Source organism: Trichocoleus sp. DQ-A1 (assembly GCF_039961955.1).
Taxonomy (GTDB): Bacteria; Cyanobacteriota; Cyanobacteriia; order Cyanobacteriales; family FACHB-T130; genus FACHB-T130.
In genome coordinates, this window is the sequence record NZ_JAMPKE010000026.1 from 23,483 (window position 1) to 46,547 (window position 23,065).

General features: G+C 47.8%; 18 protein-coding genes and 1 riboswitch. Of the genes, 10 read left to right on the top strand and 8 right to left on the bottom strand.

Going from position 1 to position 23,065, the window contains the following annotated elements:
* Window positions 1–87 precede the first annotated feature (87 nt).
* Both NDI33_RS20390 and glgP read right to left on the bottom strand, forming a co-directional pair.
* Window positions 88–924 carry a Tab2/Atab2 family RNA-binding protein gene (locus NDI33_RS20390; RefSeq protein WP_190679282.1) on the bottom strand — a complete coding sequence of 279 codons (837 nt, stop codon included), beginning with the start codon at window positions 922–924 and terminating at the stop codon, window positions 88–90.
* 131 nt (window positions 925–1,055) lie between these two features.
* On the bottom strand, window positions 1,056–3,251 hold the full coding sequence (glgP, locus tag NDI33_RS20395; protein ID WP_190679284.1) for an alpha-glucan family phosphorylase: 2,196 nt from the start codon (window positions 3,249–3,251) through the stop codon (window positions 1,056–1,058).
* Between the two features lie 468 nt (window positions 3,252–3,719).
* On the opposite strand from glgP, the gene NDI33_RS20400 reads away from it, so the two are divergent.
* Window positions 3,720–4,997, top strand: a complete 1,278-nt coding sequence (locus NDI33_RS20400; RefSeq protein ID WP_190679285.1) for a valine--pyruvate transaminase — start codon at window positions 3,720–3,722, stop codon at window positions 4,995–4,997.
* A 265-nt stretch (window positions 4,998–5,262) separates the two neighbouring features.
* A complete protein-coding gene (gene rimM / locus NDI33_RS20405) occupies window positions 5,263–5,910 on the top strand; it encodes a ribosome maturation factor RimM (protein ID WP_190679287.1) in 648 nt (215 codons plus the stop codon).
* A 154-nt stretch (window positions 5,911–6,064) separates the two neighbouring features.
* On the opposite strand, the gene NDI33_RS20410 is transcribed toward rimM, so the two are convergent.
* Window positions 6,065–6,640: a hypothetical protein gene (locus NDI33_RS20410; protein ID WP_190679289.1), complete on the bottom strand. Its 576-nt coding sequence runs from the start codon at window positions 6,638–6,640 to the stop codon at window positions 6,065–6,067.
* Between the two features lie 302 nt (window positions 6,641–6,942).
* On the opposite strand from NDI33_RS20410, the gene NDI33_RS20415 reads away from it, so the two are divergent.
* On the top strand, window positions 6,943–7,560 hold the full coding sequence (locus tag NDI33_RS20415) for a L,D-transpeptidase family protein (protein ID WP_190679291.1): 618 nt from the start codon (window positions 6,943–6,945) through the stop codon (window positions 7,558–7,560).
* Between the two features lie 49 nt (window positions 7,561–7,609).
* On the opposite strand, the gene NDI33_RS20420 is transcribed toward NDI33_RS20415, so the two are convergent.
* From NDI33_RS20420 to NDI33_RS20430, 3 genes are all read right to left on the bottom strand, one after another.
* Window positions 7,610–9,103, bottom strand: a complete 1,494-nt coding sequence (locus NDI33_RS20420) for an ATP-binding protein (protein ID WP_190679293.1) — start codon at window positions 9,101–9,103, stop codon at window positions 7,610–7,612.
* A 130-nt stretch (window positions 9,104–9,233) separates the two neighbouring features.
* Window positions 9,234–10,775, bottom strand: coding sequence for an ATP-binding protein (locus tag NDI33_RS20425; RefSeq protein ID WP_190525548.1), 1,542 nt, complete (start codon window positions 10,773–10,775; stop codon window positions 9,234–9,236).
* Between the two features lie 259 nt (window positions 10,776–11,034).
* Window positions 11,035–12,129, bottom strand: coding sequence for a diguanylate cyclase (locus NDI33_RS20430; RefSeq protein ID WP_190679300.1), 1,095 nt, complete (start codon window positions 12,127–12,129; stop codon window positions 11,035–11,037).
* A gap of 282 nt (window positions 12,130–12,411) precedes the next feature.
* Here NDI33_RS20430 and NDI33_RS20435 point away from each other — a divergent pair, with 282 nt between their 5' ends.
* From NDI33_RS20435 to NDI33_RS20465, 7 genes are all read left to right on the top strand, one after another.
* Window positions 12,412–13,425 (top strand): permease, encoded by a 1,014-nt coding sequence (locus NDI33_RS20435; protein WP_190411675.1) that lies wholly within the window; start codon window positions 12,412–12,414, stop codon window positions 13,423–13,425.
* Window positions 13,426–13,519: 94 nt separating this feature from the next.
* Window positions 13,520–14,302, top strand: coding sequence for a TIGR03943 family protein (locus NDI33_RS20440; RefSeq protein WP_190411676.1), 783 nt, complete (start codon window positions 13,520–13,522; stop codon window positions 14,300–14,302).
* 108 nt (window positions 14,303–14,410) lie between these two features.
* The gene (locus NDI33_RS20445) at window positions 14,411–15,886 is read left to right on the top strand and encodes a hypothetical protein (RefSeq protein WP_242029002.1); all 1,476 of its coding nucleotides are present in this window, start codon (window positions 14,411–14,413) and stop codon (window positions 15,884–15,886) included.
* A 111-nt stretch (window positions 15,887–15,997) separates the two neighbouring features.
* Entirely contained in the window at window positions 15,998–17,767 is a 1,770-nt protein-coding gene (locus NDI33_RS20450; protein WP_190432378.1) for a pentapeptide repeat-containing protein, read from the top strand.
* 82 nt (window positions 17,768–17,849) lie between these two features.
* Window positions 17,850–18,857 (top strand): endonuclease/exonuclease/phosphatase family protein, encoded by a 1,008-nt coding sequence (locus NDI33_RS20455; RefSeq protein ID WP_190679302.1) that lies wholly within the window; start codon window positions 17,850–17,852, stop codon window positions 18,855–18,857.
* 305 nt (window positions 18,858–19,162) lie between these two features.
* Entirely contained in the window at window positions 19,163–20,047 is an 885-nt protein-coding gene (locus NDI33_RS20460; RefSeq protein ID WP_347275958.1) for a lysophospholipid acyltransferase family protein, read from the top strand.
* A gap of 277 nt (window positions 20,048–20,324) precedes the next feature.
* Window positions 20,325–21,173 carry a hypothetical protein gene (locus tag NDI33_RS20465; RefSeq protein ID WP_190411679.1) on the top strand — a complete coding sequence of 283 codons (849 nt, stop codon included), beginning with the start codon at window positions 20,325–20,327 and terminating at the stop codon, window positions 21,171–21,173.
* A 90-nt stretch (window positions 21,174–21,263) separates the two neighbouring features.
* On the opposite strand, the gene sipA is transcribed toward NDI33_RS20465, so the two are convergent.
* Window positions 21,264–21,572, bottom strand: coding sequence for a regulatory protein SipA (gene sipA / locus NDI33_RS20470; protein WP_190432374.1), 309 nt, complete (start codon window positions 21,570–21,572; stop codon window positions 21,264–21,266).
* 109 nt (window positions 21,573–21,681) lie between these two features.
* Entirely contained in the window at window positions 21,682–22,716 is a 1,035-nt protein-coding gene (locus NDI33_RS20475; RefSeq protein ID WP_190432372.1) for a sirohydrochlorin chelatase, read from the bottom strand.
* Window positions 22,717–22,758: 42 nt separating this feature from the next.
* Window positions 22,759–22,894, bottom strand: a riboswitch (cobalamin riboswitch).
* Window positions 22,895–23,065 lie beyond the last annotated feature (171 nt).

The following is a 23,065-nucleotide window of genomic DNA, read 5'->3' on the forward strand; positions in this document are numbered from 1 at the left end:
TCTTCAACGTGGTTTGAGCTTACTGATGGCGATCGCATCAAATCGCATCGATCTGCTTTTAATCTATCTTTTGGTAGAGAAAGAACCTCAATCCTCTCCTCGTAACAACCAAAAGCCGCTAAAAGTCATCCCCGACTCATCCGGTTGCACCAGCAAAAAGTGCAATCCCCGACTCTGCTGCTGGCGCTGTTGATAAGCTTGAGCTGCTGCCGTAACTTCTTTATCCTCAAAAGTAGCAACAATCCAGCGGTCAACCAACCCAGCCTCTAATACCAACCCATCCGGCGCACCCGCAATGTAATTAAGAGACACGGGACGGGCTTCTTGTAGCCAACGCGCCAAACGCATTGATTGCCGCCCACCGTAAATTACCACACCAGGAACGGGCACCGTAGACGCTAAACCCAGATTGATCGGCAAAAGAAATTCTGGCATCTCCAGAATCGGAATCGGGCGTTCTGCAAAAGCTTCCACCACAGCAACCGCCGGAAGCGTGGCAAATCGCCATTGTTCTCCCCAAAGGTTTTCTGGCAATGGGACTGGCGGCGGTTTGTCCAGAGATGAGAGTTCGCCAGTGTAGGTATAGTTATCGAGTTTGGGGTATTGTTGCGCCTTCTGTTGCAAATATTCCTTCAGCGCTCCAGTGCGTCGAGTCGCTTCCACCTGAATACCCAGTTGTTGCGCCGCTGCCTGAATCAAACTCAAGGACTGGGGACGAAACACTTGGATGAGATGCGGCAGATTTCCACCCGCTGCTTGCTGCAACTGAGAAACCAGCCAGCTAGCATTCGCTTCAGATTGAGGACAAAAAGCGTCATAACTAAAGCTGCGTGTGGCGTCGCAAAGCAACAACTCCCACAACACCTGCCCTTTTTCATCTTTGAGAGGACGCCGATAAAAATCAGCTTGCCAAACCCGATTCATCTGTTCTCTGTTCCTTTGCGTCCTTTGCAGTTCAAAAAAAAGCAGGTGGGCAGCGCCCACCCTACTTTTAGCTCAAAATCGAGTCAATTCATACCTAATGTAGGGGCGTGCCGTTTGCCCCTACAAATTTGCTACGCCAGCGCGCTTGCCAGAATTGGTTCAGTACCGACTGAAGTTCCCGGCGCGTACACCTGAGTCACATAGTCCGCAATCATCCGGTCGGTGTTGAATAGCGGCGAATTTGTCTTAATCGACGCCTTCATCATTTGAATCCAGCGATGAGAAACTCCCTTCTCATCTTGGTCATAGTAGAGAGGAACGATTTCCTCTTCTAGTAGGTGGTAGAGAGATTCCGAATCAATCCGGTCTTGCAACTCCTGGTCGCTGGTGTGGGCATCTTCCCCAATTGCCCAGCCATTGCTTCCCTTGCCATCTTGTCCTTCTTGATAGCCTTCGCACCACCAGCCATCGAGCACACTGCAATTAATGCCGCCGTTGAAGCAGACTTTTTGCCCACTCGTACCGGAGGCTTCTAAAGGACGACGCGGGTTGTTCAACCAAACATCAACACCTTGCACCAAATGTTGACCCGTGTAGATGTCGTAATCTTCAACTAAGGCAACTCGGTTGAGAATGTCTGGGTGCTTGCACCACTCCATCAACCGCTGGATAATCCGCTTGCCTTCTTCGTCATGAGGGTGCGCTTTACCGGCAAAGACAATCTGCACGGGTCGTTGGGAATTCCCAAATATCCTCAAGGCGCGTTCGGCTTCCCGCAGCAGCAAATCACCCCGCTTGTAAGGGCTGAAGCGTCGTGCAAATCCGATCGTCAGCACGTTGGGGTCTAGCAGCTTGTCGGCGGCATCAATGCGGAATTGCTCTTCACCGCGACTAATCCGTGCCAATTTCACTTTAGAACGGGTATGAGCAATCAGGCACTCTTTGAGAACTTGGTGCCGCCACCAGATTTCCTCATCGGGAATTCCGTCCACCTTTGCCCACATCTGTTTGTCAGCCATGCGGGTTGACCAATCTTCACCCAGGTACTGGGAATAGAGGTCGCCCATCAGGGGTGCTGTCCAGGTACGCGCATGGACGCCATTGGTAATGTGACCAATGGGCACTTTCTCTTCACTACGGTCGGGATAGAGAATGTTCCACATCTTGCGGGAAACCTGACCGTGCAGGTCGCTGACGCCGTTAGCAGTGCGACACATCCGCAAAGCTAAGACGGTCATGCCGAAGGGTTCCCAAGGGTCGCCCAGGCGGCGTGCCCCTAAGGCGAGGAATTGCTCGCGCGACAGACCCAATGTAGGCCAGTAGTGGGCGAAGTAGGAATCCATCAGGTCTGAGGAGAAGACATCGTGACCTGCGGGAACGGGGGTGTGGGTGGTGAAAACGCAGCGATCGCGCACCAATCCCTCAATGTCATAGAAAGACTTGCTAGTACGCTGAATTTCTTGTCGCGCAATCTCTAGGGTGCAGAATGCCGCGTGACCTTCGTTCAGATGACAAACCGATGGATCGATCCCCAGTGCTGCCAGCGCCCGAACGCCGCCAATTCCCAGCACGACTTCCTGGGCGATGCGGGTTTCTTGGTTGCCGCCGTACAGGTGCCCTGTCAACCAGCGGTCAATTGGATCGTTGTCGTGTCGGTCGGTATCTAGTAGGTAAAGATTGACGCGACCGACTCGCGCCAGCCAAATTTGGGCTTTAACTATCCGTTGCCGGATTTCCATCTCAATCGTGATGGGTTCCCCTTGCTGGTTTTTGAGCAACTCCAGGGGCATCTGGTCAAAGGGATTGTTAACGTAGTTTTCTTCCTGCCAACCGCCACTATTCAACCGTTGACGGAAATAACCTTGGCGATAACAAAGCCCTACCGCGACCATCGGCACGCCTAAATCAGAGGCGGACTTCAGGTGATCTCCGGCTAAAATTCCCAAACCGCCGGAGTAGATAGGGAGCGATTCGTGGATGCCAAATTCCGCACAAAAATAGGCGACGGGTCGCTGTGGGGAAATTTGCGGCGCGACGCGCGACGCCCAAGCATTTTTTTCGTTCATGTACTTGTCAAATTGCTCGACAAGTGCATTCACCCGTTTGATATAAGCGGGGTCTTGAGCGAGCTGGGTGAGGCGCACTAAAGAAGCTGATTCTAAGATGGCGACAGCGTTATGTCCGCAGCGGTGCCATTCATCAGGATTAATGTTCTGAAATAGAGAAGTGCGATCGCTCGTCCAACTCCACCAATAGTTATATGCCAGGTCTGCCAATCGCTTGAGAGGAAACGGTAGCTTCGCACGCAGCGTTTCAATTGTTGTCATAAATTCCGTTGCACTACACTTGACAGGCTTGCTCTTGACGTTCGTCTGGATAGGGAGCGTGTTATCTTCTACCGGTTGTTTGGCTTTTAGCTAAAAAAAGTAGAGGCGCTAAGAGCCTAAAAACATCCTGCTATCCAGCCCGATTTATAGCTTTACAGGATTTCCTATATAAACTGTGTTTTTTTACACTCTTTACATTTTTCCCCCAAAAATTAGTCAAGTAATCTAAGGAAGATTATGGTTTTGTTAAGTTTTATCAGACAACGCCCAAACCGTGCCTAATCTAAACAGCCGGTTTTGCGACTTTCTCAACCCCAGACTGGCTGTAGTTGTGCCAATTAGTCATGAAAATTACAGTTAAATTGGTTAGAGTACCAACGATTCATTAAATTAACTAAGGGGGAAAAAGCCTCAACTGACTCGGCACCCCGGTTGTTAAACTCTCAATTTTCAAAGTCGCTTTAGCTTATGAATCCTGCCCTGACTCAATTTGGCGATTGTATGTCCCACCTCACTGGGGTGCGGGCAATTATGAAGGATATTAAGGAAACTCTGCAAGCAGGTATTGGACAGGAATATATTAATTTAAGTCCTGGGAATCCAGTGATTTTGCCAGAAGTAGAGCAGTTATGGCGGGATTACACCGAAGAATTGCTCGCTAGCTCAAATTACGGGAATGTAGTTTGTCGCTATGGTGACTCTCAAGGCTATGAGCCATTAATCGAAGCGGTAGAAAAGGATTTCAATCGCCGCTACGGACTAAATCTGACTCATCGCAATATTTTGATCACCCCCGGCAGTCAAACGCTTTATTTCTTTGCCGCAAATGCCTTTGGGGGCTACACCACAAGCGGTAAATTAAAGCAAATTATCCTGCCGCTGAGTCCAGATTACACGGGGTATGGGGGTCTGACTTTAACCCCAGAAGCCTTATTTGCCTATAAGCCAGCTTTAGACATTGATGCCGCTGCCCACAGTTTCAAATATCGTCCGGACTTCAGCAAACTGAAGATTACAGAAGATACGGGCTGCGTGTTATTCTCGCGTCCTTGTAACCCAACCGGCAACGTCCTCACGGATGACGAGGTGAAAAAAATTGCCGATTTGGCTGCGCCTTATGATGTCCCAGTCTTGATCGATTCTGCGTATGCACCTCCGTTCCCGGCGTTAAATTTTACCGAGATGACGCCGGTATTTGGAGAGAACATCCTGCACTGCATGAGCTTATCGAAAGCGGGGCTACCCGGAGAACGGATTGGGATTGCAATTGGGGATGAAAAGTGGATTCAGGCGCTGGAGTGTTTCCAGACAAATATGTGTATCCATTCATCTCGGTATGGGCAAGCGATCGCAGCCCGTGCAATTGAAACGGGAACGCTAGCAGAAATCGCTACCACAGTGATTCGCCCCTACTACCAGAAAAAGTTTGATGTTGTGGAAAGCAGTATCGAACAGGCAATGCCCAAAGATTTGCCTTGGTTCCTGCATCGCGGCGAAGGAGCAATCTTTGCATGGCTGTGGTTCCAAGATTTACCCATTACAGACTGGGAACTGTACCAGCAGTTAAAGCAAGTCGGTGTCATTGTCGTACCAGGTAGCTCTTTCTTCCCCGGATTGCGCGAAGAATGGGCGCACAAGCAACAATGCATTCGTATTAGCCTGACTGCTACAGACCAGGAGATTGAAATCGGGATACAGCGCTTAGCGAAGGTGGTAGAGCAAGTATATTCAGTTGTTAAATGTTAGAAAGCTCTGCCGGACAGAATTCGCGGCGATGCGAACTAAGTCAGAAAAGCGCGAACTTTTAGAAGTCTCTGTGTCGCCGCCCCTTCCAGTTATCAAAGCATTCACTACCGTGTACACATATCTTTGATTAAGTGGCAAAACGTTGATTGCTCCCCCAATTTATCGGGGGTTAGGGGGATCAAAACCGGACTGGCAAGTACAAGAAGATTTGTGCGTACACGGTAGGGCATGAAAAAGAATACGGAATACGGAATACAGAAAGCTGATGACCAATGACCAGTGGTTAGAAATTGGCACAATTGTTGCCGCTCAAGGGATGAAAGGGGAGTTGCGGGTGTATCCGGAATCCCAATTCCCAGAACGCTTTGAGGAACCGGGAGAGCGTTGGATGTTGCGACCGGGCGAGACAGAACCGCAGCCAGTGAAATTGGTGAAAGGGCGGTATATAGATGGTAAAAATCTATACGTTGTACAGCTTGCTGAGGTAGAAAATCGGGATCGAGCGGAGGCGCTAGCGGGAACCAAGTTAATGGTGAAAGCTTCCGATCGCCCGATCTTGGAAGAAGATGAATACCACGTTCTAGACTTAATTGGTTTGGAAGTTTTTCTTCAAGAATCGGGAGAAAACTTGGGCGTGGTGGTGAATGTAATTCCGGCTGGCAACGATTTACTGGAAGTGCAGTTGCACCAGCAACCTGTAGCTGTAGCGCCAGAGGATGAGCCGGAAACACCCCAGAAAGGGGAAGTCAATCGAACCAGTAAAAAACGGAAAGTTCTTAGACCCAAACCACCGAAGCTGTCTACCATTTTGATTCCTTTTGTGAAAGCGATCGCGCCTGTGGTAGACCTGGAGAATCGACGAATTGAAATTACGCCGCCGCCTGGATTGCTAGAAATGAATCAGGAAGCTTGAATTTTTTCAGAATCCCAGCGCGATCGCAACCAAGCATCTATCTCGGAATCTATCTCGGAAAATTATTTCCCAAAATAACCATGCCGTCCTTTTGGGGACGGCATGGTTACATTAACGATTCTTTGTTAATTGCTCAAGAATGCTGGTGAAGTCATTACCAAAGCGCTGGCACTGGCGCTGCCTCAGTCGTCTGCGGTTCGGTTTGAGCTGTATCTGGAGTGCTTGTGGTCTCTCCAGTGGTTGTTGTCGGACCAGGAGACGGTGTTGTCTGCACCGTTCTTCGCTGAATCGTTGTCTCTTCCACTCGACGGGTTCTGTTGAGGCGAGTAGTATCTGTCGCATCGGCTGCTTCAACCATACTCACATTGCTAGCCATATTCTGGTCATCCAATGTGGCGCTAATCTCCATTCCTGGCATGAGGTTCAACCGAGTTAGATCCTCTGGTGAGAGCATCATACTTCTGGTTGTACCGTCTGGCAGTCTTAGCGTGACTACATTGCCTCTAACGCTGCTGACGGTGCCTCTAACTACTTGATTCGTGTCGGTTGAGTTAGGAGTAGTTGTGTTGGTGTTGGTTGGATTGGCAGTAGGTGTGTCGGTGTTTGTTTGGCTAATGAGCTGCCTGGATTCACCTTCTACTGGGCGAGCGATCGCTGGAAACACCGATACTGCTGAGAGTAACAGTGTTAGCATCGTACCTGTCAATACTTTGGTTTTTTGTAAACGCATTACACCCTCACTTTTAAAATATTTGGGTAATAAACTTGACTATCGGCAACAGTTGTACTTAGCAACGGATGAAAATGCCTGGATTATTGCCCAAATCCTATCTAGCTCTACTGAAGATTCAATCTACCGGACTATATAAGCCCTTAGGAGTAGAGCTGGGAATAAAATCTGACTTTGTGAGACTTGACAAAACTAGGAAAATCCAATTTTAAACAAGTCAGTCAGCTCAGTGTGATTTACAGTTTTGATCTCTGATAATAAGTTCCATAAGAGTCGTTGACCAGGGAAAAGAGAGGACAGGAATGCTGGGAGGTAAATTACCATCTGGAAGCTTCAAGCTGCTGTGCTTCAGTACAGCCGTTCTATTGCTGGGCGTTCGGCAGCAGACGGCTGCCTCAGTTCCAACACAAGCTTTGGCAACTACCAGAGAGGCAACGATCGAATTGCCTGTTTCGGAACCACAATTGCCTCCTCTGGGGGCACCCTCTCTCTATCTGCCTTTGGAGGAACTCTCCCCAGCGAGTACCACGCCCGATACTCATTTGGTGATTAAATTAAGCGATCGCCGCGTCTATGTCTATCGCGACAATCAGGTGAAAGCAAGTTATCCGATCGCGGTCGGTAAAAAGGGTTGGGAGACGCCTACAGGCACGTTTAAGGTGACGCAAATGCTACGCAATCCAGCTTGGCAGCATCCTTGGAATGGAAAGGTCGTCCCTCCAGGCGCAGATAATCCTTTAGGAGCCAGGTGGATCGCTTTTTGGACAGACGGACGCAATTTTATCGGGTTTCATGGCACCCCCCAGGAAAAACTGGTGGGACAGGCAGTTTCTCACGGCTGCGTCCGGATGCGTAATCAGGATATTTTGGCTTTGTATGCACAGGTCAACATCGGAACTCCTGTAAAAGTAGAGCCTTAGAGTCCTGAAAGTTGCCCAATTAAAAATACAGCGGCTTGTTAATTTTTAATTAAACCAAAGGCAACAAAATCTCAAATTCGGTGCCAATGCCTGGTTTAGGTTCTCCGCTGGAATTGCTAGGAGTGGCATACCCCTGAGGAGATCCGCTCTCTGGGCATCCACTGCGCGAGTAATCCTCAGGACATACACTAAGCGAGTCGCCCAAACGGCATACACTACGCGATCGCATTCTTAATTTTCCACCGTGCTTCGCCGTCACAATCTGATAACTTACCGATAAACTCGTCTCTTTAGCAGAGCGTTTCTCTACAGAAAAAGACTCAAGAATTTGCTGCTGTACTTCCGGAGACATCCCAGGGCCATTATCGGCAATGCGAATGGAAACCCAGCGCGAATCAGAAACTCCTGTCTGACTTGCCTTGTGCGAACAAACCTCAGTCGTGATTTCGATCCGAGGTTTCTCTTGAATATTCGGGGGCGATGTTCCTTGAAAATCTTGAGTAAACTGCTGAACGACTGCTTGATTAATCAATGCATCAATCGCATTCGTCAGGATATTCATGAAAACCTGATTCAATTGACCCGCGTAGCATTGTACCGGCGGCAAATGACCATAATTTCTGATAATTTCAATTTCGTTGTTTACACGACTTTTTAAAAGCAAAACAATACTATCTAAACAAGCGTGTAAATCGGCAGGCTTAGGATAAACATCATCAATATGGCAGAAGTTTTGCAGACTCATCACGAGCTTTTTCAATCGTTCTGCTCCGGCTCGGATGCTGGCAATTGAGCGGGGTAAGTCCTGTTGTACAAAATCAAATTCTATGTCTTCTTTCAGAGCCGTAATTTCTTCAGGAATCTGCGGCAGATGTGTCTCATAAGCAGACAGCAATTCTATCAAGTTTTCAGTATAAGTTGAGACATACGTTAAGTTCCCCCAAATAAAGCCAACCGGGTCTAAAATTTCGTGAGCAACTCCATCTACTAAGCGCCCTAAGCTTGCCATTTTCTCACTTTGAATCATCTGAGCTTGGGTGCGTTCATATCGCACCTGAGCTTCGATTCCCCGGATTTGCCAAGAAACAACATTCAAATCCTGAACATCTAACAGCCGATAATCAGATTCTCCCACTTGCACTACGACAGGTTCTGCCAAAAATTCAGGCGATCGCCGCAGCGCCTGCTGGGTTGCTGTCAAAATCGGCGTACTATCGGGAAGGATTAAAACCTCAGAGTGGGCGTACTTGTAGAGGATGTGCAGCGGTTTGTGCAAAAACAGCTCTAGTCGATGAGGACGGATCAGGTACTCCAAAAGCCGCCGCCGCGAAATCATCCCGGCAAACTGACCCTGTTCGACTAAGATGGCTCCTGGCAGTAGAGGATGCTTCTCAAAAATCCGGGCAATATCCACACCCAGACAGATGGGTTTCACCAGAAAGTTGTACAGCGGCAATTCCCCAAGAGTTGACTCTATAGAGAGGTCGCGATCGCTCCCTTGGGACAAGGACGGAAGTGATATAAATCCGTTTGGTACCGACACACAACGCCCACAAATGCAGCAGTGAAGCTGGAATCAGCTATGACCATAGACTACCATTTTCAGCAGTTTTCCACCTGCCCTTGAGGTTAATTTCTGCTACTATTTTCCAGAAAAATTGTGAACAAGCGCCTTAACCGAGTGGCAATCGGATCTCGAATTCTGTGCCCATCCTTGGTTGTGAATCTTCTATCTCCCTGGAATTAGCTAGCAACTGTGCCGCTGCTGGTGCCTCGCATCCGCTAGCCGCACTATAGATTCTGTCTTGCCGGGGATACGAATCTGCGATTCCTATTCCTACGGCGGAAGCTACGGGCACCGACAACGCTTCAACTACGGAACCATTATGGGAGGCGGTGCTAGGAGGAGGATACGCCAAAGGCGAGCAATCCTCTGGACATACACTACGCGATCGCACCGATAAATGACCCCCGTGTTTCTCAGTAACAATTTGATAACTAATTGCCAATCCCAATCCCGTTCCCTTGCCCACCGGCTTTGTAGTAAAGAACGTCTCAAAAATCCGATCCTGAATTTCTGGTGGAATTCCCGGCCCATTATCCGCAATCCGGATTACGACCCATTCAGAATCTTGGATTTCTAAAACTTCCGTCGTAATCTCTATCTGGGGTTGCCAATCCGACCCGTCAGTGACTCGATCTTTGAGTGCATCAATCGCATTACTAATGATATTCATAAATACCTGACTCAGTTGACCTGAGTAGCAATTCACCAGTGGTAAATCGCCATATTTTTTAATTAATTGAATCCCCTGCTTGATGGGATTATTTAAAATTAATAAGGTACTTTCAATACATTCGTGTAAGTCAGCAGGCTGTCTCTTGGTTTCATCCATATGAGAAAAGTTTCGCAGACTGCCAACGATTTTTGTTAATCGTTCCGCACTCAGCTTCATACTTCCTATCAACTTAGGCAAATCTTCTAGAAGAAAATCATATTCAATTTCCTCTTTCAATTCTTCGATTGTATTCAAAGTTTCAGCTTTTTCATAAGCTGCCAATAAACCGATTAAATTTTTGTAATAAGTTTCTACAAAACCAAAATTCCCATTAATGCAGTTAATGGGGTTTCTAATCTCATGGGCAACCTCAGCAACCGTCCGTCCCAAACTCGCCATTTTTTCGGTTTGCAGCATCTGAGCTTTGGTTTGCTCGTTGAGCAACTCGGTTGTGAGTTCATGAATTTTTGACTGTGCCACCAATAATTGATGTACATCTAGTAATCGGTAAATTCCTGGCGCTAACTCTACCACAATCGGTTCATAGAGTAGCTCAGGAGGTCGTTGCAAAGACTGCTTTGCCGCCGCTACAATTAACGTATTGCCAGAAAGTTTCAAAACATGGGTACTGGCGAATTGATATAAAGATTGTAAGGGTCGTTTTAAAAATAATTCTAGTCCATAAGGACGGCTCATTTGTTCTAAAAATCGTCGCCGCGAAATCATTCCCGCAAACTGACTTTCTATCGTTAAAATGACCCCTGGTAGCAGCGCATTTCCTTCAAATTCTTTGTTAACTTCCTGCCCCAGACCAGAGGCTTCTATCTGAAAATCGTATAGCGGAAGCTCTTGAAGGGTTGACTCTAAATTGAGGTTCTTTATCTGGGACAGAGGAAGAACTGATAATTCCGGCGGAGATTCTTGCCAAGCCATCATAAATTACCTCAATCAGTTCTTATTCGCTGTATAGGGAGATGCAAAATTTACTTTATCCCCACATTCTACTGATTTAAGTTATAAATTTTACAGCTAAAACCTTAGTTTAACTTTAAATATGATTTAAAGATTTGATTAACCTTTGGTTAAAAAATGACGGCTCAAGAGGTTTTTTAATTGTTATAAAAATACAATAATTTACACTTTTTACTAAACTAAAACAACTCTATATATTTATCTAAAGCGGAATAATTTGTATTCAAGAAGTTGCAGATGGCTCAAAAACGGATGAGCGATCGCGCGGAATGCGAAGCAAATGACCTTGAGACCGATCTCGCCCAGTCTGTTTTGCTTGATAAAGCTTTTCGTCCGCCGCTGCAATCAGCATTGCAGGTAAAAAATTTGAGCTAGGAAAGATCGTGGCAACGCCTAAACTCAGGGTGATGCACTCGCTTACTTCTGAGCAAACATGGGCTATCTTCAAGGCTTTCACAGTCAATCTGATGCGTTCTGCGACCTGAAGGGCACCCTCTAGCGATGTGTGCGGCAAAATCACGGCAAATTCTTCGCCCCCATAGCGTGCCACTAAATCTTCCGGTCGCTGCACCGCTTGCTGGATGGCACCCGCTACCTGTCGCAAAGTGTCATCACCCGCTTGATGACCGTAGGTATCGTTGTACTTTTTGAAGAAATCAACATCGCACAAGATCAGCGATAATGCTGAATTACTCGCCTGCATCTGGTGCCAACAGGAATCGAGATAGTCATCAAAACAGTGTCGGTTAGCAACCCCAGTCAAACCATCAGAAGTGGCAAGACGCAGCAATTTTTGGTTTGCTGTTTCCAGATGAGTATAGAGTCGAGTCAGTAATTCAGTCGCCAATTCGTGAATTTGCGACTGAGCAATCAGTAATTCATGTACATCTAATAATCGATAGACTTGCGGCGCGACCTCCACCACAATCGGTTCATAAAGTAACTCAGCCGCTCGTTGCAATGAGTGACGCGCCGCCGCCACAATTAACGTATCGCCGTTCAGAATCAAAGTTTCCGTTTCGGCAGAACGATATAAACATTCAATGGGACGTTTGGAAAAGAGTTCCAATCCGTAGGGACGGCTCATGTATTCCAAAAATCGCCGCCGCGAAATCATCCCAGCGAATTGACCCTGCTTCATCAAGATGACGCCTGGGAGTAGCGGATTGGCTTTAAGAGTCTGAGTTACTTCCCAACCAAGTTGATGATATTCAATCTGACAATCGTGAAGCGATAGCGATCGCAGCGTGGACTCTAAACACAAGTCTTGCTGGCTTCGATTGGATGACAAAGGAAGTGATAAAAATGCGTTCAGCACAGGGTACCCCGCTGCATGAAAACGCAGCAATGGAAGCTTGAGTATACTTCAAGCTTAGGATAGCATTTTCACTAGCAATCGTCCGTGTTACAAACTACAAAGGTTCGGTAAACTCCGTAAATTTACGGTAAAGCAACCGATAGATAAGGGAGAAAGCGAGCAACTTTTGGTAATCGGGTTCGTCCACTAGCACATTCATCAGCCCTAGTGATGAGTAGTAATAACCGCTAAAATGTCTTGGCAACCTCATAAAGCTAAAAAAGGCTTCTCACGATCCAAAGCATGAATCAACTGCACAACGCTTTCACCTTGTTTTTGAGTTTGCTGGTAGAGGCAATGCCTTTCTTACTACTGGGGGTATTGCTCTCCGGTTTGCTCCTGTTGTGGATTGATGAGGGCAAGCTGATTTCTGCCATGCCGAAAAACCCCATTTTGGGGGCATTTGTAGGCAGTTGTGCGGGCTTTTTGTTTCCGGTGTGTGAGTGCGGCAACGTGCCCGTGGCGCGACGGTTGCTGATGCAGGGAGTGCCTGCACCTGTGGCAGTTGGGTTTTTGCTCGCGGCACCGACCATTAATCCGATCGTCATCTGGTCAACCTGGGTAGCGTTTCGAGATCAGCCAGAAATTGTCGTGTTGCGGGTGGTATTTTCTTTATCGATCGCGACAATTATTGCCTCGGTTTTCAGCGTTCAATCTAATCTGAAGCCGTTACTGCAACCCGCGATCGCTTGCGCCATACCTCAGATGCAAACTCAAGGGGCACGGGAAGACGATACTCCCACCTTGTTAAAATCCGGCACGTTTTGGCTGGGACAACCGCAACCGATAATGAGCGCCGTTGGCGTCTCCGGCGGTGGGATGATGGGTCAATCGATTACGTCAAAACCCCTGCCTTTCAAGCTGCGGATGTTCCTTGATAATACAGTGCAAGAGCTGCGGGAATTGGGAGGCGTGTTAATTTTGGGAAGCGCGATCGCAGCGGCGATTCAGGTACTCGCTCCCCGCGAACTGATCCTCAGCTTGGGTCAGGGACCAATCACCTCCATCCTTGCGATGATGGGATTAGCGGCTCTCGTGTCCATTTGTTCAACGGTCGATTCCTTTTTTGCCCTTTCCTTTGCCACAACATTTACCAGCGGCTCCTTGTTAGCCTTTCTGGTATTTGGCCCCATGATTGACCTCAAAGGCATCGGTTTGATGTTATCCATTTTCAAACCCAGAGCTGTGTTTTACCTATTTGGTCTTGCAGCTCAGCTGACTTTTATAATGACTCTCCTGTATACGTACTTTTTCTAAGATGAGTGGTGAGTTGCAATTGGCTCAGGGAAAACAGATTCCTAGAACGATTCACAATCAACCCGTCTTAAATTAGCGATTCGTACCCTTACCAATGACCAATCAACCAAAAATTATTTCTCAAAAATTTATAATTCCCGGCTTGGATGTCCTAGCACTAACGGCTTGGGGAGCCTTGCTCCTGAAATATTGGTTCACGGGTCAGTTATACCTGCTGATTCACAAAGATTACTTTAAATATGTTGTTGTCACTGCCATCTGCTTGTTAATTATGGCGGCATTGAGCGCCATGCAACTGATTGGGAAAATATTAAATAACCGGAAGGAAAAGCGGTCGGTGGCAGTTCTTCAGCACATCACCCTATTTCCTCCTGGTTGGAGCAGTGTATTGTTACTGTTGACGGCAATCGCTGGTTTATTGGTTGCCCCCCGCGCCTTTAACTCAAGCACAGCGCTCGATCGGGGAATTACCGATTCTTTGACCTTGACACGAGTGCAACCCCAATCATTTCGCTCTTCAACAAGACCGGAAGAGCGATCGCTCATGGACTGGGTGCGGACGCTCAACTTCAATCCAGAACCCGATACCTACACGGGTCAAAAAGTTAAAGTAAAGGGATTTGTTGTCCATCCACCAAAACTCTCTGAGCAATATCTGTTAATTTCGCAATTTGTGATTACCTGCTGTGCCGCAGATGCTTATCCCGTGGGACTGCCAGTGAAACTCACTGAAAACCGGACAGCTTATGCCCCTGATACTTGGTTAGAAGTTGAAGGTGAGATGATCACTGAAACTCTAGAAAACAAACGCCAACTCACCATCAAGGCAAACTCCCTCAAAAAAATAGAAGCACCGAAGAACCCGTATGATTATTAGACGATTTTAGATTTTAGATTGGCGAGGACGAAGGCAGTGATAAATCGAAAATCAAAAATCGAAAATCGAAAATGGGGGCAACCTGTTGACCGTCTAGCGCTAGCGCTAATGCTGGTGCTAAGCGTGGTGATTGGGCTAGTCGTGTGGGGTGGCGATGCCTGCGGCACGAACTGTTTTTTAGTCACCGGGCCTCGCGTGCGGGATTTCAACTGGCAGGGAGAAAAAATAGGTGTTGAGGATACTTCCTTTATCCTCACCTTTAGCCGCCCGATGGAACACAGCAGCGTGGAAGCAAATCTGCGAATCGCTCCACCTTTGGGGGGTAAATTCAGTTGGGCGGGGCGGAAGATGTCTTATACCCTCACTTCCCCAGCATCCTATGACACTGACTATAAAGTGGAATTACAGGGGGCGCGAGAGCGCTTGGGGACTCAAGGAAAAACAGGAAGGGCAATTCAGCCGTTTACGAGTCAGTTTCGCACCCGCGATCGCGCTTTTATCTACCTGGGCGTTGAGAAAGAAGAACAGGGACAGTTAATCCTCTACAACCTCACCCAAAACAAAAAAACCGTTCTGACGCCTAAAGACCTCGTAGTGATGGACTTTAAGGTGTATCCAGATGGTGACAAGGTTTTGTTTTCTGCCACCGACGCGACGAATAACCAACCCGGTGTATTGGCGCAACAACTGTACACCGTCAGTACCGGACTCCATTACAAAACCAAAGGAAAATCTGAAAAGGATCTCGATCCCCCAGGCAGAATGAATCTGGTTTTAGATAATAAAAACTACCAGAATCTCAAATTTGACTTAGCGGCGGATGGGCAAACGATTGTTGTTCAGCGGGTGAACAGCCAAAATCCAGCCGAATTTGGCTTGTGGGTAGTCCGACCGAATGCACCGCCGCAACCGCTGAATAACCAACCGGGCGGGGATTTTTTGATTGCGCCGGATAGTGCCTCGGTGGCAAGCGCTCAGGGAGAGGGCATCGCGATTCTGCCGCTGACACCAGGAGCCAAACCGCTAGATTTTCTGCCCAAGTTTGGGATGGCGCTGGATTTTGCCAGAGATGGCTCGGCAGCAGCGATGGTGAAATTTAATACAGATTACACGCGATCGCTCTTTTTAGTCACCAACCAAGGCGCACAGAAAGAACTGCTGCGAACAAATGGCTCAATACTCAACTGTCAGTTTGCTCCTTATAAGGAAACGCTCTACTGCCTGCTGACTCAGTTACTGCCAGGCGAAGAGTACCAAGAACAGCCTTACATTGCGGAAATTGACCTCCAGACAGAGAAAGGAATTCTGGATGCAAAGGCGATCGAGCCGCTGTTGCTCCTGCCCACCCAGCGGGATATTCAGATGAGTCTGGCACCGGATGGGTTAGCGCTGCTGTTCGACCAAGTTGTGACCAACGAGACGGCAACCGCGGCAGACAGTTTGAGAACCAGTGAAGGACAAGCGATCGCGACCAGTCGCCTTTGGCTGCTTCCCCTGAGCCAGCCAGAAGCTGCACAACCCCAAGCCCAGATCCAACCAGAGGCGCTGCCTTTCGCTGGATTTCATCCGCGCTGGGTACCATAAAAGAGCCAAGTTTTACTCATTTAAAAGGCAAAATAAAGAAGGAAATCCCTAAAAATTTTGCCTTTTAAATTTTTTATTTTTAAAATTTAATAATTTTTATCCTTCAAGGGTGTGCAAATACATAACTTCCTCGATCGGTACCGACAAGGAGAACGCGATTTTTCCTATGTAGACCTCAGTGGAGCCAGCCTCGGCGGGGTCAATCTCCGCGATATAAACTTAACCGGAGCGAACTTGAGCGGTGCCAACCTCAGTTGGGCTTCTCTGAACCAATCCAAGCTGATTGGTGCTTGTCTGCGCCAAGCCGATATGCGGAGTGTCAACCTCACAGGTGCCAATCTTAACCAGGCAATTTTGAGTCGCGCTCGGATGGTGAAAGTGGACTTGCGTTTAGCCACTCTCCAAGACGCCGACCTCAACTGGGCGGTGCTTCAAGAAGCCGACTTGAGCGGTGCTGACTTGCGTAGGGCGAAGCTGGATCAAATCAATCTCGAAAATGCCAAACTCAACGGCACTCAGTTAATCGAAGCCGAGTTGATGGAGGCAAATCTCCGTCGCGCTAGCTTGGTTGGCGCAAACCTCAGCAGTGCAAATCTTCGGGAAGCGCATCTAGAAGCTGCGAATTTACGAGATGCAATTTTAGTCGGCACCAACTTGACGGAAGCCGACCTCAGTTCCGCCTACTTGCGGGCGGCAAATTTGACTGAGGCAGACTTGCATCGGTCAATTCTCATCGGTGCCGATTTGAGCGAGGCGATTCTCAATAGTGCTGACTTGAGTCGGGTAAATTTAACGGGAGCGTATTTACTCAAAGCCAGTTTGCGAAAAGCTTATTTACTGCGAGCGATCTTGCAGGATGTGTATTTGTTACGTGCCGACTTGAGCGAGGCAAATTTACGCGGGGCGGATCTGCGGAAAGCTGATTTGAGCGGGGCATACCTGGGCGACTGCACGATGTCCGAGGCAAATTTGGGCGACGCCTATCTTCTAGAAAGTCATCTGATTCGCACCAATCTCGACCAAGCGCAACTGACCGGCTGTTGCATCAGCAACTGGCATCTTGAGGATGTCGATCTTTCTAAGGTGGAGTGCCGTTATGTTTTTACCCGGTTTAATTACGCGACTAAAAAACCGACTGAGCGCTTTCCAATCGGTCGGGATTTTGAGCCGGGGGAATTTGGCAAGGACGATAGCACCGGGGACGCGGAGGGTGCGGAGGGTGCCACTACCATAGAAGTTTTTTTGAAAGAAGCTCCGAATTGGGAAGCGCTGGTGTTTACTTTGGCTCAGGTGCAACTCGATTCTCCTGACTTGCAACTCAGTATTAAGTCTTACCAACCCCAGGAGGAGCAGTATCTGTTAAAACTGGCGTCGAGTCATTTTGTGAATGCGAAAACTCTGTCTCAACGAGTTTTGCAGATCTACCCGGAGATGCTCCAGTTGGTGGAGTCTAAGCGACAAGCGATCTTGGATCTGCTGGAAATCAAGGTTCGCCCAGAAAATCCACCTGTAACGCTGAAGGTACCGCCACCGCCACCGCCACCGTTACTTCCGTCGCCTCCACCCGATTATCGGCTGCGGATTTATCAAGAGGTGGTGAAACAGATCCAACTGATTATCCTCTCCCAAGCGCCAGAGCAGTTGGTCGAAAGCGTGCAGCGGTTGTTGAATTTCCTGAAGAACGAGGGGATCTCGACCGAAGAAATCCAAAAGACAATGATTAGTCAGGCGCTGGTAAAGCGAGCAAAGCAAGACCAGACGTTCCAAAAGCAGTTGTTGCAGTGGGAGAAGACGGCGGATGAAACGGTGCGTTTTTCAATGGTGGGGGAGTCACTCCGGTTAGCGATCGCGCTCATTTGGCCCCATCTTCCGCAAAAATAGAGTTGTCTATGTAGATGAGACAGCTCTAGCCCCACCCGCGTTCAACCTGGTACGCTCAAGGGAGGCGCTGGTAACACTGTGTATGCGATCGCTGAATAAAAATTCCCACAACCATCTCTTCATCAAGGTAATTCCCTATTTATTATTCTTGGGGATTTTGGGGATAACGCTGCTTTCTTTGCTTAGCTTAGTTGGCTGGAATATCTTTTTAGAACAGCTTTCTCACTTTAAACTGCAATATCTTATTGTAGGGTTAGTGTTATTTGCCTTACTCTTACTGACTCGCAAAAAACTCTTAATCTTGATTAGCCTATTTTGTATTTCTCTACTTTTGGCAGAGATACTCCCTTGGTATATTTCTCTATCGCCAAAACCGGGAAATAATATTGAATCTATCCGAATTTTAAGCTCAAATCTGAATACGCAAAATAAAAGCTATTCAAAAATATTATCTGTCGTTAGAAAAGAAAAACCAGAAATTGCTGTCTTTTTAGAAGTTAACGACGCTTGGATAAAACAATTAGATTCTCTTCTTGATATTCTTCCCTACTCCATTAAAAAACCTAATCCTTATAATCTAGGTATCGCCGTTTATAGTAAGCAGCCTCTCACCAACGCTTCTATCAATCTTTTTGGGACAGATAAAAATAATAGTATTGTTGGCAACTTTACGATGAACGGACAATTGATTTCCCTGATTGCCACTCATCCGCTACCGCCCGTCAAACCTACCTTCTTTCATTCTCGGAATCAACAGCTAGACAAAATCAGCCAATATATACAAAAATTGAAAACCCCAGTTGTAATGGTTGGGGATTTAAATATAACTATGTGGTCTCCTTATTACAAAAGATTTATCAATAAAACTGGGCTGCATAATGCCCAGAAAGGATTTGGAATTCTACCGAGTTGGCCTATGAAAGCTTCTTATTCTCAAACTCTCCCACCTTTCTCTTTTGCTTTATCCATTCCTATCGATCATTGTTTAATCAGTCCAGAAATTAAAGTCAAGAATATTCGCACTGGGCCGAATGTTGGTTCAGACCACCGACCTTTAATTGCAGACTTGGTAATTCCAGAAAAGAAATGAACCACTCCAGGCGCAAACAACACAAAAGGTAGAAATGAGGGCAAGATAGGTAAACTGAGAGCGCAAGTAATGCAATACGTCCCCTTAGTGGTGTTCGCTCCTTAGAAATCCCTTCCCTAGCCCCTTAAAAGGGAGGAAATTTGCCCCTTTTGTTAATCAGGGTTTGGGGATCGAGCCTTAACCGAAAAAGATTGGGAAACGATCGCTAGAAAAAGGGAAAATGTTTGCCAATAGACTCGGCAGCAGATTATCCTAAAGAACGCAATTTATGAGTTTCGGGTGGTTAAGAACCATTGTTTGACAATATTAATGTTTCTACGGGTAGCAGAGGCAGTGACGGCAAAACCGCCGGTCATCAGTTTGATGGTTGGTCGCTAGAAGAGCGAAATCCCGATGTGATTAAAGCTTGGATGCCGGTATGGGAATGGTTCTACCGCCACTATTTTCGGGTTCAAACGGATGGCTGGCATCATATGCCCCCCGAAGGGAAGGTGCTGGTTGTCGGTTCCCATAATGGAGGTTTGGCTTCGCCCGATACTTCGATGTTTTTGTATGACTGGTTCCGCCGGTTTGGCTACGAACGCTTAGCTTATGGACTCATGCATCCGTCTGCTTGGAAAACTCCTATCTTCGCGGTGCCAGCTGCCCAGGTAGGGGCGCTGATCGCGCATCCGAAAGTAGCGATCGCTGCCCTCCAGCGGGATGCTGCGGTACTCGTCTATCCTGGCGGGGCTGAAGATATGTTTCGTCCTTACAACCAGCGTTATCAAATTCATCTAGCAGGGCGTAAGGGATTTATCAAACTGGCACTGCGGGAAGAAGCGCCAATTGTACCGATTATTTCTCATGGTGCCCACGAGACGCTGATTGTTCTAGCAGATTTCTACCAGCAAGTGCGACAACTGCATGAATGGGGCTTTCCCTGGAAGTTAGATGCTGAAACGGGTGTATTTCCACTTTATTTAGGGTTGCCTTGGGGAGTGGCAATTGGCCCGATCCCGAATTTTCCGCTGCCAGTGCAAATTCATACTCGTGTCCTTGCCCCGATTGTGTTTGAACGCTATGGTCGTGCAGCAGCGAGCGATCGCGCTTATGTGAATGCTTGCTATGAAAAAGTTTGTACCCAGATGCAACTTGCACTAGACCGTTTAGTTCGAGAAGTTAGCGCGAGGCAATCATCCGCACCCTAAAAAGGCACAGGAACTAAACCAACTGCGAAGAAGCCAGAGAAAAGAATACAAGAGGGCGATCGCACCGGGGATCTTCCCCTCCCAACTCACTTTTTCACCTAGGAGCGGTGAATTAATGAAGGCGAAGCACGCTTGAGAGTAACGTTGCTTCGCTATCCCGCGACTAATTATCTATATTGATTCATCCTCGGTATCGTGATAGAGATGAGGACTTGAGGGTGCCAAAGCTCAAGTGAATCTAGGGAGAAGCAATCGAGATGAAAACAAAGGGGTTGAGATGAGCATAGAGAGTTATCCACCACCAGTAAACCAGCTGCTCACCTATGGCAATTGCGCCGAGATGGACTTTGACAATTGGCCTGACTATCTGGAACTCGGTATTGCCCCCACGGACATTCCTAACTTGATCCGCATGGCAACAGACAACGAGTTATACCGGGATGATGAAGACACGCTCGAATCCTGGGCACCCATTCATGCCTGGAGAGCATTGGGCCAACTCCGCGCTGAGGCTGGCATTGAGCCGCTCATGGGCTTGTTTGAGAAAGAGGAAAGCAACTATTGGGAATGGATTGCCGAAGAACTGCCATTAGTCTATAGCATGATCGGGCAAGCCGCGATTCCGGCTCTGGCGGCTTATCTAGCGGATACCTCTCAGGCGATATTCCCCCGCACAACGGCTCTTAACTGTCTGGAAGACATTGCAATCGATCATCCTGAGGCTCGTCCTGAGTGTGTTGCGATTCTCACCCATCAACTGGAATCGTTTGCAGAAAACGGCTCAGAATTGAATAGCTTTCTCATAGGTTCCCTGGTCGATCTGAAGGCGGTAGAGTCCGCGCCGCTGATAGAGCGTGTCTTTGCTGCTGATACCGTGGATCGTTTCTTGGTAGGAGACTGGGATGATGTGCAGGTGGGATTGGGCTTGAAGTCGCCTGAAGAATTACCGAAGAAAGAATTTAACCAGAGCTTTCAAAGAAAGGGGGTCAGCGATTCTGGCTTCACGGGTTCATCAATTTCTCAGGAAGCAAAAGGCTTTCGCCCTGGCAAGAGCGATCCCAAAGCCAAGTCTAAAAAAAAGATGTCCAAGGAGTCACGCAAGAAAAACCAGAAAAAGCGGAAGTAATTTAATCGGGGTTAGCGATTGTTGAGGTGCGAACTGACAGGTCAGCGCTAGGCGAACGCCTCGTTTTGAAGACACGCGATCGCCTCTGACTCAGCTGGGATCAACGATATATTTTTGCTCCGGTAGTACATTGTGCGATCGCACATCAGTTGCCTCTGTCGCTGATTCGGTATCAGCGATCGCCTGCACAGACTCTATAAACTGGCTATCCAGCAAAAAAACTCCTCTGGCAAAGCGGACGCTCCAATATCCCCCTGGACGCCGGTCAACAACGACCCCCTCTTCCCCAAGCTGAATCACATCAGGAGGACGCAGCATCGGCATCGGTTCCGCTGTTTTAACGTAAGGCGGCAACGTTACCACACGGACTCGCTCACCAATTACAAATTCTTTAGACATCAGTTTTTAGGTAATGAAGTAGTTGGGTGTCAGTAGTCATTAGTTCTAAGTTCTTTGCGAGTGACACCAATGACTAATAACAACTGACTAATGACTACTTATCAAATATTCAAGGCGCTTGCCAAATCTTTTGGTGATATTGCTCTACATTTCTGTATGGATCTTCAACAGGGTGAGCATGATCGTGACCATGCCCGTGCCCATGCCCATGCCCATGTCCATGCCCATGATGAGAATGATCGTGGGCGGGAGTGTGCCCGTTACTGTTGCTATTGGCTGCTATCCTGAATTTGCACATTTCGCAATTCATTTGCACTTGCCCCAACTGCGTCTCAATTTCTCGTTCTCTTAATACAGACAACAACTGAGGGTGAATGCCCATTTCTGGTAGGCAAGTCATGGAAATATCCGGGTATTGCTCCTGTTGTTGCGCCGTGATGTCGAAAATCTTTTTAACTAAGACTCCGGTAAATAGGAAGTACGGCAGGACGATAATGCGTTTTGGCTCGTAGAGTCTAGCACGGCGGAACCCTTCTTCTAGGCGAGGATGGGTAATGCCGATAAAGCAAGTTTCAACGGTGGCGTAGCCGCTACCTTCCCACAGAATCCGGGCAAGCTTATAAACATCGCTGTTCGCATCAGGATCGCTGGAACCCCGACCGACAAAGAGCAGAACCGTTTCTGAGCGATTGTACTGGGGTTGGTCTAATTCCGAAAGACGCGATCGCCACAAATCCAAAATCCCTGGCGTAATCCCAAAATGACGCCCATAGTAAAACTTCACCTGGGGATGTCTAACCCTTGCCCGGTCTAACTCATTCGTAACATCAAACTTATTGTGTCGAGCTGCAAATAGCAAAATCGGCAATACAGAGAGTTCCGTGTAACCCTCTTCTACACAGCGATCCACCCCCTCCTGTATCGTGGGGGTAGTGAGTTCTAGAAAACAAGGTAAAACAGGACGCGACGGGTCTAACGCTTGATACGCATCGGCAAAATCTAGAAGACTCTGCCGTCCATCCTCATCTTTGGTGCCATGACCAACCATCAACAACGGACGACGCAAAGGTAGCGGCGGCAATTGAATCGACTGGGGAGTAGGGGATTGCAGTCCCATCAGATCGGTTGAATTTATACTAGGCATCAATTTGATTGCTCCTTTCCCGTGCAAGGCAGGAAGTTAGACTGTATGAAGGTAGTACTAAGTAGGCATTCTGGCTTCCGAGAGTCACCTCGTTTACAGCTGCCGCACAGCCCCGGATTTGCACCGGCGTTTCCCCACGTTGTTACCCTTTACGTGTGCCTTGATATCTTAGCCGATCCGGTCGCAGCTCAAAATCCAGGGGGAGGGGGTATTCCCAAGACTCTCCAGATGCCAGTTTTTGATGCCCCATCAAAACTGAAGGAAAATTTTCCCCACTTTATCGAGTATCATTCGCAAGTTTGGCGATCGATCGAGCAACTCTAGAATTGATTGACCGTTTGTGGCTTTT

Excerpts from the sequence above, each read along its gene's own strand:
- NDI33_RS20390 (WP_190679282.1), bottom strand. The coding sequence starts at position 924 with ATGAATCGGGTTTGGCAAGCTGATTTTTATCGGCGTCCTCTCAAAGAT.
- glgP (WP_190679284.1), bottom strand. The coding sequence starts at position 3,251 with ATGACAACAATTGAAACGCTGCGTGCGAAGCTACCGTTTCCTCTCAAG.
- NDI33_RS20400 (WP_190679285.1), top strand. The coding sequence starts at position 3,720 with ATGAATCCTGCCCTGACTCAATTTGGCGATTGTATGTCCCACCTCACT.
- rimM (WP_190679287.1), top strand. The coding sequence starts at position 5,263 with ATGACCAATGACCAGTGGTTAGAAATTGGCACAATTGTTGCCGCTCAA.
- NDI33_RS20410 (WP_190679289.1), bottom strand. The coding sequence starts at position 6,640 with ATGCGTTTACAAAAAACCAAAGTATTGACAGGTACGATGCTAACACTG.
- NDI33_RS20415 (WP_190679291.1), top strand. The coding sequence starts at position 6,943 with ATGCTGGGAGGTAAATTACCATCTGGAAGCTTCAAGCTGCTGTGCTTC.
- NDI33_RS20425 (WP_190525548.1), bottom strand. The coding sequence starts at position 10,775 with ATGATGGCTTGGCAAGAATCTCCGCCGGAATTATCAGTTCTTCCTCTG.
- NDI33_RS20435 (WP_190411675.1), top strand. The coding sequence starts at position 12,412 with ATGAATCAACTGCACAACGCTTTCACCTTGTTTTTGAGTTTGCTGGTA.
- NDI33_RS20440 (WP_190411676.1), top strand. The coding sequence starts at position 13,520 with ATGACCAATCAACCAAAAATTATTTCTCAAAAATTTATAATTCCCGGC.
- NDI33_RS20445 (WP_242029002.1), top strand. The coding sequence starts at position 14,411 with ATGCTGGTGCTAAGCGTGGTGATTGGGCTAGTCGTGTGGGGTGGCGAT.
- NDI33_RS20455 (WP_190679302.1), top strand. The coding sequence starts at position 17,850 with ATGCGATCGCTGAATAAAAATTCCCACAACCATCTCTTCATCAAGGTA.
- NDI33_RS20465 (WP_190411679.1), top strand. The coding sequence starts at position 20,325 with ATGAGCATAGAGAGTTATCCACCACCAGTAAACCAGCTGCTCACCTAT.
- sipA (WP_190432374.1), bottom strand. The coding sequence starts at position 21,572 with ATGTCTAAAGAATTTGTAATTGGTGAGCGAGTCCGTGTGGTAACGTTG.
- NDI33_RS20475 (WP_190432372.1), bottom strand. The coding sequence starts at position 22,716 with ATGCCTAGTATAAATTCAACCGATCTGATGGGACTGCAATCCCCTACT.